The organism is Saccharopolyspora sp. NPDC050642, from assembly GCF_040654735.1.
In the GTDB taxonomy this organism is placed as follows: domain Bacteria; phylum Actinomycetota; class Actinomycetes; order Mycobacteriales; family Pseudonocardiaceae; genus Saccharopolyspora; species Saccharopolyspora elongata.
The window spans coordinates 1-15,189 of record NZ_JBFAIN010000047.1 but is presented as its reverse complement, the minus strand read 5'-3'; the positions used below and the strand labels follow the sequence as shown (position 1 = coordinate 15,189).

Genomic DNA, 15,189 nt, shown 5'->3' with positions numbered 1-15,189 from the left:
TGCGTCCACCGGCTCGACGCGCGCCCACTACCATCTCCGCGTGGCCGAAGGCGACAAGACCGAGCGGGAATTCGAGATCGGCAAGGACGGACTGGGCGGCATCGTCGTGGGCATGGACGGCAGCCCGGCGAGCTTCCACGCCGCGGCGTGGGCGGCCGGCCTGGCCAGGCGGGAGCGTGCCCGCCTGGTGCTGGTCTACGTCGAGGCGGTGGGCGGCGTCGCCTACTGGTCGCCGATGGGCGTAGCCGTGGCCAGCGAGGCGGCCGAGAGCCTGGTCGAGGAGCTGAAGAAGGAAGTCGTGTCCCACCTGAAGTGGGTGGACATCGATTGGGACTTCGTGCACCACCGCGGCGACCCGGCCGTCGGCCTGGAGCAGGTCGCCGAGCAGTACCGGGCGGATCTGATCGTGGTCGGCCGGTCCCGCCGGCGCGGCGGCCTGCTCGGCACCGTGCCGGCGACGCTGGTGGTCGAGGCGGTCCGGCCGGTCGTCGTCGTGCCTTGAGCTCTCACGAGCCCGGAGTCAGCACGAGGTAGGTGAAGCCGATCAGGCCGCGGTATCCGCGCAGCCACCTGGTGCGGTGCTCGTCGGCCAGGGCGCGGACTTCGTCGCGTCCGGCCGCGGCGGGGTTGTCCAGCAGCCACTTCTCCAAGACGCCGCACCAGCGGGATTCGAAGCTGTCCCACTCGTCGGTGCCGGCGGTGGCCAGCCGCAGCATGCGGAAGCCGCATTCCTCGGTGAGCTCGACCAGTTCGGCGAGCGACAGCTCCACGTCGAGGTCGTTCCGCATCGACGCGGTGTCCCGGAAGGCCTCGCCCAAGAGCAGTCGGCCGCCGCGCCGCAGTCGCGGCCGGATCGCTTCGAGCGCCTGCCGTGTGCCGCCCCACGCGTGGCTGCTGCCGATCGAGATCGCCACGTCCGCGGTTCCGTCCCAGTTGCCGGCGTCGCCTTGCACCAGCCGCATCCGCTCGGCCACGCCGCGAGCCTCGGCGTTGAGACGGCCCCGGGACAGTTCTTCGTCGGTGGTGTCGATGCCGATGCCGGTCGCGCTCGGCTCCGCTTCGAGCAGTCGCAGCAGCAGCTCCGCCCATCCGCAGCCGAGATCGACGATCTCGGCGGAGTCCAGCGGTGCCAGCGCGGCGATGAGTTCTTCGGCGCGGGCGTCCGACATCGGCGCGTTGAAGTCGAGGTCAGCATGTGCGAGCACTATCGGATTCACCCGGCGCAGGCTGGCAGAACCCCCGGCGGGGCGCCATGGATTATTTCGTTCGCGACGATCGGCTATTAATGCTCACCGGTGGGACAGGATGTTGACCACAGTTCCGCTGGGGTCGCGGCAGAAGAAGCGGCGAACGCCCCATGGCTCGTCGGTCAGCGGGTGCACGATCTCGCGACCCCGCCGCAGGGCTTCCTCGTGCGCCGCGTCGACGTCGTCGACTTCGACGGAGATGTCCGGGTGCGTCGGCGCCGTGGCGTCTTCGCTCATGATGCTGATCTGGCGCTGCGGATCGTCGGGCGCGCTCACGGTGACGATCCAGCCGAGGTCCATGACGACCTGGAAGCCCAGGGCGTCGACGTAGAAATCTCGGGTGGCCGAGAGGTCGTCGGCGTGGATGTTGGGTACGACTCGGCGCACGCCCATGGTGCCTCCAGGAGGGTCGGTGTCACATGCCACTCTAGGAGCCATGACGAGCTTGGTCGGCGAGGATTTCCAGGACGCGGTGCTGACGGACGAGCAGTGGGAGGGCCGGACCTTCGAGCGCTGCGACTTCACCGACGCCGACCTGACGGGCCTGAGCACCCGCAACTGCGTGTTCTCCGACTGCGTCTTCACCGGCACCGATCTCAACGGTTCCAAGCACGTCGCGACGGCGTTCCGGTCGTGCAAGTTCGAGCGCACCGTGTTCGGCAAGTCCACCATGGACGGATGCAGCCTGCTCGGTTCGAGCTTCGTGGACTGCCGCCTGCGCGCCTGGACGCTGCGCGAGACGGATCTGACGCTGGTCGGCATGGGCAAGGCGGACCTGCGCGGCTTGGACGTGCGCGGAATCCGGTTCCGGGAAGCCAATCTCGTCGAATGCGATCTGCGCCGCTGCGATCTCCGCGAGGCGGACTTCACCGGCGCGCGCATGCTCGGTGCCAGGCTGGACGATGCCGACCTGCGTGACGCCCGGATCGATGCCGATGCCCTGGTGCAGGCGAAGCTCTGGGGCGCCCGGATCGACACGATGACTGCACTCGCGTTCGCCGCAGCTCACGGCCTCCGCGTCGACTGACCGGCCGTGCAGCGCGCACGACGCGAAGTTCGCCGGAACTCGTTGACCTGAAAGGGACTTCTGCCTCGCCGCTTGGCAGGCGCTGCCCGCATCGGGTTGTCGAATGCCGCATCGAACCCGACGAGCAAACCGCCTTGAGGCGAAAGGCCCGCCGTGGCAAGGGGAATCCCTGGTTGTGGCAGCCAAGAAGAAGCGGCCCGGAACGAGCGAAGGGCGCCTGTGACCGACGTTGTCGGTAGCAGGCGCCCTTCGCGCTGAGCTGGATCGGTTATTCCATGGGCGGGCGGTCGTTGGCCGGCATCTCGGCCAGGGTGCCGTCCGCGAGCAGGTCGCCGATCGTCGTCGGGAGCACGAACGCCGTGCCACCGCCGGGCTGTTCGAACCACGGCACCGCAGTGCCGCGCAGCGCCTGGATCGGCCGCTGCACCCGGTACGCGAAGTACGAGCGGTTCGACCACTGCGGCGGCAGCGAACGGTGCGTGTACGGCGTGCGGATCGCGTAGGTGACGTTGCCGTTCGGCTCGCCGAACCGGTCCAGTTCGGTGCCCGGCTGCAGCATCACGATCCGGCGGTCCCGGTACAGCGTCAGCGGCGGCTCACCGCTGAGCGGCTGGATCTGCTGACCACCCTGCGGCTGGGCACCGGGCTGACCGCCTTGCGGCTGACCCGGCTGACCGCCCTGCGGCGGACGCGGCGGCCCCTGCCGGGGCGGCCCCGCCATGCCCGGCCCACCCGGACCAGGACGCCGCTCCGCGCCACCGACCGGTCCCGGCGCGGGTCCGGCCTGGGGCACCGGCGCTCCGCTTTCCCGGCGCGGCTGTCGCTTCGGCAGCGGCGGCGGTGCGCCCGGACCGCCGACCGGCGGCTGCACGGGCTGCCCGACCGGCGGCGACGGCGGAGCCGCCGGCGCCGACTGCGGCGGCGCGGGCCGGTCCATGCGCGGTGCGGGCTGGAAGCGGGTGGCCTCTTCGCCCGCCTGCGCGGCGGTGTCCAGCGGCGGTTCTTGCGGTCCGCCCGCCGGGTCCTGGTTCGCGGTGAACAGCGGGTTCGCCCCACCGTGATCCGGTTCCGGCGCCGAACGCTGCGGCAGGTCGGGCACTTCCGCCGGGGAGCGCTGCGGCAGGTCGGTCACCTCTGCGGAGCGCTGCGGGAGATCGGTGACCTCCGCCGCCGCCCGCTGCGGCAGGTCGGCCACTTCTGCGGAGCGCTGCGGGAGGTCGGCGACCTCCGGTGCCGAACGCTGTGGCAGGTCGGGCACTTCCGGTGCCGGACGCTGCGGCAGATCGGCGGATTCCGGCGACCGCTGCGGCAAGTCCGGCGTGGCACGCTCCGGCAGATCGGCCGGCGGCGCAGCCGCGTCGACCTGCGTCGGTGCGGGCCGGTCCATCAGGAGGCTGCCCAGCAGGTACGCCGCGGCGTGGTCGACGCGGGCGAACCGGACGTCCTCGCCGCCGTCGGAGCCGGCGGTGACGACCCAGTCGGCCCCGTCCTCCAGCAGGCAGCGGGCCTCCGGGCTGTGGCTGCCGATCCGGTAGCCGCGGCCGTCCACTTGGTGGTCGGTGAGCCGGTCGTGCAGCTTGGCCAGCACTTCCTGGGTGTCCGGTGCGTCGGTCTCGTCGAGCACGTGCCGGGATCCGCCCGACGGCTCGGGCTCGGCGAGCGCCTCGTCGTCGAAGTCGGGTTCCGGCTCGTCCGCGGGCTCGGCGTAGTCCTGCGGCTCGCGGTCGAACTCGCCGTCGAGGTCGTCGGCGGGCTGGTCGAGCAGCTCGCTGACGGCCGCGTCGCGGGTGGCCTCGTCGACCTCGGGCACCTGGAAGGCGCGCCGGCGGATGTGCTCGACGAGCTCGGCTTCCGGCGGCACCCCGTACTGCGTCAGGTAGAAGGCGATGGCACCCGGCCACAGCCAGGTGCCGTCGGTGTGCCAGGTGCCCGGCACGGACGCGGTGCGCTCCGGGTCGAGCTGGTCCTCCTCGTCCTCGCGGGAGGCGAGCACGATCGGGGCGTTCTCCAGGTACTGGCGCAGCGCCCCGACTTCTTCGGTCGGGATCGGCTCGCGCTCGGCGACGACCGGGCGGCCCTGCTCGTCGTAGTCGTCGAAGACGTTGGCGACCTGGAATCCGTCGGCCGGCTCGGCGATCCCCGGCTCCGGGATCGGCGTTTCGGCGACGGCGGGTTCGGCGGTCGGCGGGGTCTCGGGCTCGATCGGGTCGACGACCGGTGCCTCGGCGATCGGCGGCTCGACGATCGGTGCCTCGGTCATCGGCGATTCGGGGACCTGCGCCTCGGTGGCCGCCGGCTCAGCGGTCGGTGGCTCGGCGACCGGCGGCTCGGCGGGCTGGGACTGCGCGGGGCCGTCGAAGCGGTCCCGCATCCAGTCCGGGATGTTCTCCTCGGCGCGCGGGTAGCGACGCAGCTCGTCGACGTACGCGGCGCGCGGCAGCGGACGGTGCCACTGCGGTTCGGAATCGAAGTTGATATCGATGCGGTAGCTCGACGGGCGCTCCACGACGTAGAGGGCGCTGAGCCAGGTGCCCACATCGGGCCGGTACATGCCTTCGCGCAGGCGCTCGAAGATCTCCTGCAGTTCGGTCGGCGGCTCCCAGGGGTGGGAGCTGCCGTCCTGAGCGGCGACCTCACCCAGCAGGTCGTGGTACTCACCGGTGGCGCGGTACTCCACCGTGATCTCCTGCCAGTCCTCGGGAGCGCCCTGTAACAGCAGAACCCCGATCCTGCGGGCGATCTGCTCCTGCTCTTCCGGACTGATCGCTGTCGGACGCGACATGGGTGACATCCTCCCCCTCTCGACGAGGCAACCCGACTCCACCCCGCCAAGACGCTACTCGACGCGGGTGCGGTCATGTGCGCTGTGTGCGAGTTCGGTGCCGTTCATCCAGCACACGTGCTCGCGCACAAGATCCTTGTCACAGCGCGCGGTGATCTCGTCACGAAAGCCTGCCTGTTGGGCGGGCGGATGAACATCACACCACCAGGTGTATCGATCAGCGGCGCCCCGTCGGCGGCGGACGGTCGACGAAATTCGGTAGCGGCACGGGCGTGCCAGAAGTCAGAGTGAGGCACGTGCTTCGTCCCTACCGACTTCTGGCGGCGGTTCCGCATGCGTCGAGCCTGATGGCCTTCAGCCTGCTGGGACGCCTGCACATGCCGGCGCTGGCGATGGTGCTGGCCTTCCTCGTCGTCGACTGGACCGGTTCGTACGCCATCGGCGGCGTCATCGGGATGATGGTGACGGTCGGCCAGGCCATCGCCGGACCGCTGCGCGGCCGGGCCGCCGACCGCAGCTCGGCGCCGAAGCTGCTGGTCGTGACCGGTCTGGGCTCCGGGCTGGGGATGGTGGCGCTGGTCCTGGTGACCCGCTGGGCGGATCCGGCGCAGTGGTGGCTGATCCTGCCCGTGGCGGTGTTCACCGGGCTGTCGCACCCGCCGATCACCCAGATCGGCCGGGCGATCTGGCCGCGGCTGACCGATGGTCCGGCGCGGGAGGCGGCCTTCGCGGTGGAGGCGACGCTGCAGGAGCTGCTGTTCGTCGTCGCGCCGATGCTGGCGACCTTCGTGGTGGCGATCTGGGGCGCGGTCGTCGCGATGCTGGCCTGCGCGGCTTGGGCGGCTCTCGGATCGATCATCTTCGCGGCGTCCTTGCTGCGCGCTGGCCTGCGCGAGGCGCCAGCGGAGAGCACGAGCGGCGCTCGTGGGTCGGGGTCGCTGTTCCGGGTGCGCGGCTTCACGTCGTTGCTGCTGTTCTACGCCGCGCTGGTGGGCGGCCTGATCTCGATCGACCTGGTGCTCGTCGGCTGGGCCCGGGAGCGCGGTGCGCCGGAGCTCGCGGGGCTGCTGGCCATGGTGTGGGCGGTCGGCTCGCTGACCGGTGGCCTTGTGTCGGGCGGCTTCGCGGCGCGCCCGAGGCTCTGGCTGCGGGTTCTGCTGGCCGCGCTGGGGATGGCCGCGCTGGTGCCGGTCCTGCCGCCGATCGCCGATCCGGGCTCGCCGTGGCTGGTCGGCGCGATCCTGCTGATCGGCGGCACGGCGATCGCGCCGACGCTGGCCGCCGGCAACGGGCGGATCGCGGACCTGGCGCCGGCCGAGCGGCGTAGCGAGGCGTTCGGCTGGCTGACCAGCGCGACCACGCTGGGCGGGGCGATCGCCTCGCCCATGGCGGGCTGGATGCTCGACCTCTCCGGGCCGGCGCTGGCCGCCGCGGGGGCGGCCGGGCTGGCCTTCGTGGGCTTCGGCTTTGTCGCACATCACAGCGCCCGGGCGTCGCGTGCGTCGCGGGAGAGGGAGCAGACTGCGGTTACGTGACTGTTTCTGCGCTGCGACACCAGGAAGAGCGGCCGAAGACCCGGGAACGGATCCTCGGCATGGCCGGCGCTGCCGGGGTCGGGGTCCTGCTCGCGATCCAGGCGCGGATCAACGGCGCGCTCGGCGTGCGGATGGACGACGGCATCGCGGCCGGGCTGATCTCGTTCTTCGGCGGTTTCGTCGTGCTCCTGGCCGCCACCTTCGCGTTCCCGCAGGCCAGGCGTGGCTGGCGGAACCTGCGCACTGAGCTGCGCAGGCCGGGCGGGTTGCGGCCGTGGCAGTGCCTCGGCGGCGTGTGCGGCGGATATCTGGTGTTCACCCAGGGCATGGCGGCGGCCGCGCTCGGCGTCGCGATGTTCACCGTCGCGGTGGTGGCCGGGCAGGTCAGCAGCGGGCTCGTCGTCGACCGGCTCGGGTTGGGCCCCGCCGGGCCGCAGCACGTGACGCCCGCGCGGCTGCTGGGAGCGGGGCTCGCCGTGGTGGCGGTGGTGATCGCGGTCTCCGCGAAGCTGGGCAGCGGCGAGGCCAGCTGGCTGGTGCTGCTGCCCGCGCTGGCCGGGATCGGGCTCGGTTGGCAGGCGGCGGTGAACGGCCGGATGAAGCAGGCGGCCGACTCGGCGGTGTTCGCGTCCATGTTCAACTTCGGCATCGGGATGACCGCCCTCGCGGTGGCCTTCGCGGTCGAGGTGGTGTTGCGCGGCCTCCCGCACTTCCCGGCGGAGCCGTGGCTCTACACCGGCGGTTTCCTGGGGATCTTCGTGATCGGCGGCTCGGTGGCGCTGGTGCGCTTCACCGGCGTGCTGGTGCTCAGCCTCGGCATGATCGCCGGGCAGCTGGTCGGCGCGCTGCTGCTCGACGTGTTCGCCCCGGCCGCCGGTACGGGCATCCCGGCGTCCACTGTGCTCGGCGTGCTGCTCACGCTGGTCGCCGTCGGCGTGGCGGCATTGCCGGACCGGCCGGGACGCGCCGGGCGCCGTCTGCCACGATGAACAGCCGTGAGCGCGACGATTCTGGACGGCAAGGCCACCAAGGACGCGATTTTCGACGAGCTGCGGCCGCGGGTCGCCCGGCTCATCGAGCAGGGGCACGCCCCCGGGCTGGCCACGGTGCTGGTCGGCGATGACCCGGGTTCGCAGTCTTACGTGCGCGCCAAGCACAACGACTGCGCCAAGGTCGGCATCAAGTCGATCCGCAAGGACCTGCCCGCCGACGTCAGCCAGGCCGACGTCGAGGCGGTGCTGGACGAACTCAACGCCGACCCGGACTGCACCGGCTACATCGTGCAGCTGCCGCTGCCCAAGCACCTCGACGCGGGCCCGCTGCTGGAGCGCATCGCGCCGGAGAAGGACGCGGACGGGCTGCACCCGATCAGCCTGGGGCGCCTGGTGCTCGGCGAGGAGGCGCCGCTGCCGTGCACACCGCGCGGCATCATCGAGCTGCTGCGCCGCTACGACGTGCCGTTGAACGGCGCGCAGGTCGCCGTCGTCGGCCGCGGCATCACGGTCGGCCGCCCGATCGGCCTGCTGCTCACCCGGCGCAGCGAGAACGCCACCGTCACGCTCTGCCACACCGGCACGAGGGACCTCGCCGAGGAGGTGCGCCGCGCGGACATCGTCATCGCGGCGGCCGGCAAGCCGCACCTGATCACGGCCGACATGGTGAAGCCGGGCGCGGCGGTGCTGGACGTCGGCGTGAGCCGCACCGACGCCGGGCTGGCCGGGGACGTGCACCCGGACGTCGTGCAGGTCGCCGGTTTCGTGTCGCCCAACCCGGGAGGGGTGGGGCCGATGACCCGCGCGATGCTGCTGACCAACGTCGTCGAGGCCGCGGAGCGCAACGCCGGCTGATCCGGGCCGCAATTTCAATGGAAATCGAAGATCCGATTTCCATTGAAATTGCGGGGTTCGGCCGCAGACGGCACGACGATGGGAGGAACGGCGTGAGCGAACGGTTCGACGGCAGGTCGCGCCTGTCGGTGCACGTGCCGTTCGGCCTGGTGCTGCTGATCGTGCTGATCGGGCTGCTCCTGGTCGCGCTGGGGCACTGGCGGCGGGGTTCGGTGCTGCTCGGCGTCGCGCTGCTGCTCGCGGCGACGATGCGCGCCGTGATCCCGCCGGAGCGGACGGGGCTGCTGACGATCCGCAGCCGGGCCGTGGACGTCCTCGTCTACAGCGGGTTCGGCTTGGTGATCATCGCAGTGGCGATGACCATCAAGGGCGGACTGCTGGGCTGAGCACCCGTAGGGTTCCCCGTCGTGCGCATCGATCACCGGGCGGATGAGCCGGTTCGTTCCGGAATCCCGGAACACGGCCGGATTCCGCGCTACTACGCGGCGAAGATCGAGCTGCTCGAACTGGTCGAGGAGCTCGGAGAGGGAGCCGCGCTGCCCGCGGAGCGGGAGCTCGCGGAGCGGTGCGGCGTCTCGCGGGTGACGCTGCGGCAGGCCGTCACCGAGCTGGTGCTCGAAGGCCGGCTGATCCGCAGGCAGGGCAGCCGGACCGTCGTGGCGCCGCCGAAGATCGTGCAGCCGCTGGCGCTGGCCAGCTACACCGAGGGCGTCCGGGCGCAGGGCAAGGAGCCCGGCCGGACGGTGATCACCGTCGAGTCGCGGTCGGCGGATCCGCGCTTGGCGGCGGATCTCGGGCTGGCGCCGGGGGCCGAGGTGGTGCACCTGGAGCGGGTGCTGATGGCCGATGGCGAGCGGGTCGGGCTGGAGTCGAGCTACCTGCCGAAGCAGCGCTTTCCGGAGTTGCTGGGGGAGTTCGACCCGACCGGTTCGCTGTACGCGTTCCTGCAGGAGAAGCTGGGCGTGCGGTTCGGCGAAGCCGAGGAGCGCATCGAGACGGTGCTCGCGACGCCGCGCGAGGCGCTGCTGATCGGCACCAACCCGGCGACGCCGATGATCCTGCTGCACCGGTGCTCGTGGACCCCGGACGGCGAGCCGATCGAGCGGGTCCGCTCCCTGTTCCGCGGCGACCGCTTCAGCCTCGTCACGCGCCTCCGCGACTGAAATCCCCTCGGGCGGCCGGGTTCCCACTGGGGCCGTACGTACTTCTCGTCCCTATAGCAGCACGAAGTGCTCACGGGCCCTGACCAGGCCGAACCTTTCTCCTGGGGTGCTCTACGCGGGCCACTGGAGCAAGTTTTATAACGGACAGATAACTGATCTAGTCCTTCTGGTGGTGTTCACCTGGGGTTCGCCGCGCCTGCACTGGCCATTCGTCGTCGGCCGCGAGTGTTTGCGCCGTGCGAGTTCTGATTGTTGGCGGCGGCGTGCTGGGCACCATGCACGCGCTGCGGGCCCTGGAGCGGGGCCATGAAGTGGTGCACCTGGAGCGGGAGGCCGAGGCCCGCGGTGCCTCGGTCCGGAACTTCGGGCTGATCTGGGTCAGCGGCCGGGAAGCTGGCCCGGACCTGGCGGTCGCGATGCGCGCCCGCCAGGACTGGGAGCGCATCGCCGCGGACGTACCGGAGCTCGGCTTCCGCGGCAACGGCTCGCTGACCGTGCTCCGGACGCCGGCCGAGCTGGCGGTGGCGGAGGAGTTCGTCGCCCGCCCGGACGCCGCCGAGCGTGGCACGAAGCTGCTCGACCCGGCCGAGGCGAGGACGCAGAACCCGGCGCTGCGCGGCGAGATGCTGGCCGCCCTGTGGTGCGAGCAGGACGGCGCTGTCGAGTCGCGGACCGCGCAGCCCGCGCTGCGCGCGCACCTCGCCAAGACCGGCCGCTACTCCTGGCTGCCCGGTCGCGAGGTTCGCGACGTCGGCGAGGGCTGGGCGCGGGACGACATCGGCGAGCGGCACGAAGCCGACGTCGTGGTCCTCTGCACCGGCGCGGCTCTCGGCGGTCTGGTCCGGGAATTGCGGCCGGAGCTGCCGGTCCGCCGGGTCCGGCTGCAGATGATGCAGACCGATCCGCTCGGCGAAACCCTGACGACCTCGATCGCCGACGGCGACAGCATGCGCTACTACCCCGGCTATCGCGGGGCGGCGCTGGATGCGCTCAACGCCGCCGAGCCGCAGCCGCAGGTGGCCGCGGACAACGGCATGCAGCTGCTGATGGTGCAACGAGTCCACGGTGGACTGACCATCGGCGACACCCACGAGTACGACGCACCGTTCGCGTTCGACGTTCACGAAGATCCCTATGAGCACCTCAAGCAGCGCGCCGAGGAACTGCTCGGCCGCCCGCTGCCGCGGATCGCGCGCCGCTGGGCCGGGGTTTACGCGCAGACCGCGGACAAGTCGCGCGTCGTGCACCGCGAGCAGGTGCTCCCCGGCGTCTGGCTGGTGACCGGCCCCGGCGGGCGCGGCATGACCTGTTCCCCGGCGATCGCTGCCGACACCTGGCAGGAGATCGACGCATGATCAAGCTGGTAGTGCTGGACATGGCGGGCACGACGGTGGCCGACGACGGCCTGGTCGAGCGGGCCTTCACTCAGGCGATCGGCGAGGTCGGCGTCGCCGAGGACGCCGCCGCGTTCCCGGGCATGCTCGACCACGTACGCCGCACCATGGGCGAATCGAAGATCACCGTCTTCCGGCATCTGCTCAGCGGCGACGAAGACCTCGCGCAGCGGGCGAACCAAGCCTTCGAGCGGGCGTACGCCGAACGCGTCGCGGACGGCGACTGCCGGGAGATCGACGGCGCCGAGGCGGCGATCCGCCGACTGCGCGACAACGGCATCAAGGTCGCCCTGACCACCGGTTTTTCCGAGACGACGCAGCGCCAGATCCTCGACGCGCTGGGCTGGGCCGGGCTGACCGACCTGACCCTGACCCCGGCGCAGGCCGGCCGCGGCCGGCCGTACCCCGACATGGTGCTCACCGCCCTGCTGCGGCTGGGCATCGACGACGTGCGCGAGGTCGCCACCGCCGGCGACACCGCGTACGACGTGCGTTCCGGCCTGCGCGCCGGGGCGTCGATCGCCGCGGGCGTGCTCACCGGCGCGCACGACCGCGCCGCGTTCACCGAAGCCGGTGCCACCCACGTCCTCGAATCCGTCCGCGACCTCCCCGAACTCGTACTGCCAGCAAAGGAAGATCTGCCGTGAAACGCATCAGCCGACTGGTCGTCGGACTCGCCGCGCTGGGCCTGCTCTCGGCGTGCGGGCCGAGCGCGGCCGAGCAGGGCGGCGAGTCCGACGAGCTCGTGTTCGCCGCCATCCCGTCCGAGGAATCGGCCAGCCTGCAGCAGGACTACCAGCCGGTGCTGGACCTGCTGGCCAAGGAGACCGGCAAGAAGATCACCTTCCAGAAGGCCACCGACTACGCCGCGATCATCGAGGGCCAGCGGGCCGGGAAGATCGACATCGCGAAGTACGGCCCGTTCTCCTACGTGCTGGCCAAGAAGCAGGGCGTGCCTGCGAACGCGGTCGCCGGCCAGGTGGAGGCGAAGGGCGAGCAGCCCGGCTACCGCTCCTACGCGATCACCCGCCCGGGCAGCGGGATCGCCTCGCTGGCCGACTTCCGCGGCAAGAAGGTCTGCTTCGTCGACCCGACTTCGACCTCCGGCTACCTGTACCCGAAGGCGGGCCTGCTGCAGGCGGGCATCAACCCGGACACCGACGTGCAGCCGGTCTTCGCCGGCGGCCACGACGCCTCCGCGATCGCCGTCGCCAAGGGCGACTGCGACGCCGGGTTCGCCTACGACAGCATGGTCGACCGGCAGCTGGTCGAGAAGGGCCAGCTGCAGCCCGGCCAGCTGACCGCGGTGTGGAAGTCGGTGGTGATCCCCGGCGACCCGGTCGCCATCTTCGACGACCTGGACCCGGCGCTGAAGGAGAAGATCACCGCCGCGCTGCGGGACAAGGCCAACAGCGATTACCTGCGCGCCAACGGGTTCTGCACCGGGGAGTGCAAGATCGGCGACGTCGACGGGTACGGGTTCGCCCCGGTCGACGACGCCTTCTACAACGGCATCCGCGAGGTCTGCGACGTGACCAGGGACAAGCAATGCCAGTGATCGCCTTCGACCGGGTCAGCAAGTCCTTCGGCAGCGTTCGGGCGCTGGACGAGGTGTCGCTCGACGTGGAGCGGGGCGAGGTCGTCGTCCTGCTCGGGCTCTCCGGATCGGGCAAGTCCACCCTGCTGCGCCACGTGGACGGGCTGCAGCGCGCGACTTCCGGAAGCGTCCGCGTGCTCGGCGAGGACGTCGGCTCTCTGCGCGGATCCAGCCTGCGAGCGCTGCGCCGCCGGGTCGGGTTCGTGTTCCAGCAGTTCCACCTCGTCGGCTCGCTGACGGTGCTGGAGAACGTGTGCACGGGCGCTCTGGGCAGCCTGCGCGGCCCGCGGCTCGGACTCTTCGCGTACCCGAAGCGGATCCGCTACGCCGCGATGGAGCAGCTGGAGCGAGTCGGCCTCACCGACCAGGCGCTGCAGCGCGCGGACACCCTCTCCGGCGGGCAGCAGCAGCGTGTTGCGGTGGCGCGGGCGCTGCTGCAGAAGCCGGAGGTCCTGCTCGCGGACGAGCCGGTCGCGTCGCTGGACCCGGACTCGGCGGCGCAGGTGATGAACCTGATCGCGGAGATCGGCCGGGAGGACGGGCTCACCGTGCTCTGCAGCCTGCACCAGGTCGACCTGGCGTTGAGCTGGGGGCACCGGATCGTCGGGCTGCGCTCCGGGAGCGTCGTGCTGGACACCCCGGTCGACGGGTTGAGCCGGGACGCGGCGATGGGGATCTACGCCAAGGTCGGATCGGCCGAGCTCGCGACGGCGGGGTGAATTCCGTGACCACGACAGCAGAAGCGCCGGCCCGCCGGACCGGGTCGGCGCCGCGCCGCCGGACGCTGGCCCGGCCCCGCCCGGAGGGCGCGGCGGCGGCACTGGTCGTGCTCGCCCTGCTGGGCGCCGCGATCTGGGCGTTCAGCGACCTGCGGCTGAACCTGGCGACCATTGTGGACGGATTCGGCAACGCGGCGGACTTCGCGGCCCGCACGCTGCCGCTGGACTTCCCGCCGATCGGCGAACTGCTCGGCCTGGCCGGGCAGACGCTGGCGATCGTGGTCTGCGCGACGCTGGTCGCGTCGCTGATCAGCGTGCCGGTGGCGGTCCTGGCGGCGCGCAACACCACGCTCGGCGGCGCCGGCCGGTTCGGCGCGCGCGTGGTGATCGTGGTGGCCCGCGCGGTCCCGGACGTGGTGCTGGCGATCGTGTTCTTCCGGATGTTCGGCTTCGGCGGGCTGACCGGCGTGCTCGCCATGGGCCTGCACTCGGTCGGCATGATCGGCAAGCTGTACGCGGACGCCATCGAGCAGGTCGACGAGGGGCCGCGCACCGCGATCCGCGCGGCCGGCGGCACCCGGTTGCAGCAGCTGGTCAGCGGCGTCCTGCCGCAGGTGCTGCCGTCGTTCGTGGCGACCTCGCTGCACCGGCTGGACATCAACCTGCGGGTGTCGGTGGTGCTCGGCTTCGTCGGCGTCGGCGGGCTCGGGCAGGCCATCGCGGATTCGCTGCGCACCCTCGACTACCAGCGCGGGATGGCGTTGGCGTCGGTGGTGTTCCTGCTGTGCGTGCTGGTCGAGATCGTGTCCGGTTCGATCCGCCAGGCGTTGCTGGGCGTGCGCGAGGAGCGCGGCCGGAAGCCCGGCGTGCTCGCGGCGCTGACCGGGCGGAAGCCCGGCGTGCAGGTGCCGGTTCAGCGGGGCGCGGGGCTCGTGAGCGGCGATGCCGGTTCTTACCGGAACGAGCGCTCACGACCGGCCATCAGTCCTCAGTGGACGGCGGCTCGGCTGCGGCGCGCCGGCTACTGGCTGCTGACCGCCCTGATCGTGGCCGCGTCGATCTGGGGCGCCGACATCTCGTTCGCCCAGTTCGAGCGCGCGATCACCAACTTCGGCCCGACGCTGGCGCTGTTCTGGCCGCCGGAAACCGGTGGCATCCTGGGCGAGCTGCTGGCCGAGCTGCTGGTGACCGTCCAGATCGCGCTGGCCGCGACGCTGATCGGCGCGGTGCTGGCGCTGCCGATCGGCGCGCTGGCGGCGGCGAACGTGGCGCCGAGCCCGGCGGTGGCGAAGTTCTTCCGCGGCGTGGTGCTCGCGGTTCGCGGGGTGCCGGAGCTGGTGCTGGCCATCGTGTTCGTGGTGATCACCGGCCTGGGCGCGGTCGCGGGCGCGTTCGCGCTGGGCGTCGGATCGGTGGGACTGCTGGGGAAGCTCGTCGCGGATTCGCTGGAGGAGGTGGATCGCGGTCGCGAGCAGGCGCTGCGCGCGACCGGGGCGAACCGGCTGCAGGTGTTCTTCGCGGCGACGGTGCCGCAGGCGGCTCCGGCGTTCGTGGCGCACGTCCTGTACCAGCTGGACACGAACCTGCGCTCGGCGACGCTGCTGGGACTGGTCGGCGCGGGCGGCATCGGCTACTACCTGCTGAATGCCTCGCGGGTCCTGGAATTCGGCGTGGTCACAACGGTTCTGCTGCTCACCTTCGCGGTGGTCATGCTCGTCGAACTGCTGGCCCTCTGGCTCCGCAAGATCCTCCACGCCTGAGGGTTCCCCATACGGGTGTTGGTCCGCAATTTCAATGAGGTGATCTCAGTGGATTCGGTTGTGTTCGTGGTGGGTGAGGGTGAGTGCGGCGCGGACGATCGCGGTGATTTTGCGTGGG

At 71.6% G+C, this 15,189-nt stretch carries 15 protein-coding genes; 12 read left to right on the top strand and 3 right to left on the bottom strand.

The window, feature by feature from the left end; translation table 11 throughout:
- The first annotated feature begins 40 nt into the window (after window positions 1–40).
- Window positions 41–502 (top strand): universal stress protein, encoded by a 462-nt coding sequence (locus AB0H93_RS38925; RefSeq protein WP_029536194.1) that lies wholly within the window; start codon window positions 41–43, stop codon window positions 500–502.
- Between the two features lie 4 nt (window positions 503–506).
- Here AB0H93_RS38925 and AB0H93_RS38920 read toward each other — a convergent pair whose 3' ends face one another.
- Together AB0H93_RS38920 and AB0H93_RS38915 are read right to left on the bottom strand one after the other, a co-directional pair.
- Entirely contained in the window at window positions 507–1,217 is a 711-nt protein-coding gene (locus AB0H93_RS38920) for a class I SAM-dependent methyltransferase (RefSeq protein ID WP_358580651.1), read from the bottom strand.
- 72 nt (window positions 1,218–1,289) lie between these two features.
- A complete protein-coding gene (locus tag AB0H93_RS38915; protein ID WP_358580648.1) occupies window positions 1,290–1,640 on the bottom strand; it encodes a VOC family protein in 351 nt (116 codons plus the stop codon).
- A 43-nt stretch (window positions 1,641–1,683) separates the two neighbouring features.
- Here AB0H93_RS38915 and AB0H93_RS38910 point away from each other — a divergent pair, with 43 nt between their 5' ends.
- Window positions 1,684–2,274, top strand: coding sequence for a pentapeptide repeat-containing protein (locus tag AB0H93_RS38910; protein WP_358580646.1), 591 nt, complete (start codon window positions 1,684–1,686; stop codon window positions 2,272–2,274).
- Between the two features lie 268 nt (window positions 2,275–2,542).
- On the opposite strand, the gene AB0H93_RS38905 is transcribed toward AB0H93_RS38910, so the two are convergent.
- The gene (locus AB0H93_RS38905) at window positions 2,543–5,056 is read right to left on the bottom strand and encodes a glycohydrolase toxin TNT-related protein (protein ID WP_358580643.1); all 2,514 of its coding nucleotides are present in this window, start codon (window positions 5,054–5,056) and stop codon (window positions 2,543–2,545) included.
- A 296-nt stretch (window positions 5,057–5,352) separates the two neighbouring features.
- On the opposite strand from AB0H93_RS38905, the gene AB0H93_RS38900 reads away from it, so the two are divergent.
- The 10 genes from AB0H93_RS38900 to phnE all read left to right on the top strand — a co-directional run bounded on the left by AB0H93_RS38900 (window position 5,353) and on the right by phnE (window position 15,071).
- A complete protein-coding gene (locus AB0H93_RS38900) occupies window positions 5,353–6,591 on the top strand; it encodes an MFS transporter (RefSeq protein WP_358580641.1) in 1,239 nt (412 codons plus the stop codon).
- Entirely contained in the window at window positions 6,588–7,580 is a 993-nt protein-coding gene (locus tag AB0H93_RS38895; RefSeq protein ID WP_358580639.1) for a DMT family transporter, read from the top strand. Before AB0H93_RS38900 ends, AB0H93_RS38895 begins: the two co-directional genes overlap by 4 nt.
- A gap of 6 nt (window positions 7,581–7,586) precedes the next feature.
- The gene (locus AB0H93_RS38890) at window positions 7,587–8,438 is read left to right on the top strand and encodes a bifunctional methylenetetrahydrofolate dehydrogenase/methenyltetrahydrofolate cyclohydrolase (RefSeq protein ID WP_358580636.1); all 852 of its coding nucleotides are present in this window, start codon (window positions 7,587–7,589) and stop codon (window positions 8,436–8,438) included.
- Window positions 8,439–8,530: 92 nt separating this feature from the next.
- Window positions 8,531–8,824, top strand: a complete 294-nt coding sequence (locus AB0H93_RS38885) for a DUF3017 domain-containing protein (RefSeq protein WP_358580633.1) — start codon at window positions 8,531–8,533, stop codon at window positions 8,822–8,824.
- 21 nt (window positions 8,825–8,845) lie between these two features.
- Complete coding sequence (locus tag AB0H93_RS38880) at window positions 8,846–9,601, top strand: GntR family transcriptional regulator (protein WP_358498903.1); 756 nt, start codon at window positions 8,846–8,848, stop codon at window positions 9,599–9,601.
- Between the two features lie 236 nt (window positions 9,602–9,837).
- Complete coding sequence (locus tag AB0H93_RS38875; protein ID WP_358580630.1) at window positions 9,838–10,956, top strand: TIGR03364 family FAD-dependent oxidoreductase; 1,119 nt, start codon at window positions 9,838–9,840, stop codon at window positions 10,954–10,956.
- Window positions 10,953–11,642, top strand: a complete 690-nt coding sequence (locus AB0H93_RS38870; protein WP_358580628.1) for a phosphonatase-like hydrolase — start codon at window positions 10,953–10,955, stop codon at window positions 11,640–11,642. The genes AB0H93_RS38875 and AB0H93_RS38870 overlap by 4 nt, the downstream gene beginning before the upstream one ends.
- The gene (locus tag AB0H93_RS38865) at window positions 11,639–12,553 is read left to right on the top strand and encodes a phosphate/phosphite/phosphonate ABC transporter substrate-binding protein (RefSeq protein WP_358580625.1); all 915 of its coding nucleotides are present in this window, start codon (window positions 11,639–11,641) and stop codon (window positions 12,551–12,553) included. The genes AB0H93_RS38870 and AB0H93_RS38865 overlap by 4 nt, the downstream gene beginning before the upstream one ends.
- On the top strand, window positions 12,544–13,311 hold the full coding sequence (gene phnC, locus AB0H93_RS38860; protein WP_358580623.1) for a phosphonate ABC transporter ATP-binding protein: 768 nt from the start codon (window positions 12,544–12,546) through the stop codon (window positions 13,309–13,311). Before AB0H93_RS38865 ends, phnC begins: the two co-directional genes overlap by 10 nt.
- A gap of 5 nt (window positions 13,312–13,316) precedes the next feature.
- Complete coding sequence (gene phnE, locus AB0H93_RS38855) at window positions 13,317–15,071, top strand: phosphonate ABC transporter, permease protein PhnE (RefSeq protein WP_358580620.1); 1,755 nt, start codon at window positions 13,317–13,319, stop codon at window positions 15,069–15,071.
- The last annotated feature ends 118 nt before the right edge of the window (window positions 15,072–15,189 follow it).

What these genes read in the sequence shown, in the direction of transcription:
- AB0H93_RS38915 (WP_358580648.1), bottom strand. Translation starts at nt 1,640, where the DNA reads ATGGGCGTGCGCCGAGTCGTACCCAACATCCACGCCGACGACCTCTCG.
- AB0H93_RS38910 (WP_358580646.1), top strand. Translation starts at nt 1,684, where the DNA reads ATGACGAGCTTGGTCGGCGAGGATTTCCAGGACGCGGTGCTGACGGAC.
- AB0H93_RS38905 (WP_358580643.1), bottom strand. Translation starts at nt 5,056, where the DNA reads ATGTCGCGTCCGACAGCGATCAGTCCGGAAGAGCAGGAGCAGATCGCC.
- AB0H93_RS38870 (WP_358580628.1), top strand. Translation starts at nt 10,953, where the DNA reads ATGATCAAGCTGGTAGTGCTGGACATGGCGGGCACGACGGTGGCCGAC.
- phnC (WP_358580623.1), top strand. Translation starts at nt 12,544, where the DNA reads ATGCCAGTGATCGCCTTCGACCGGGTCAGCAAGTCCTTCGGCAGCGTT.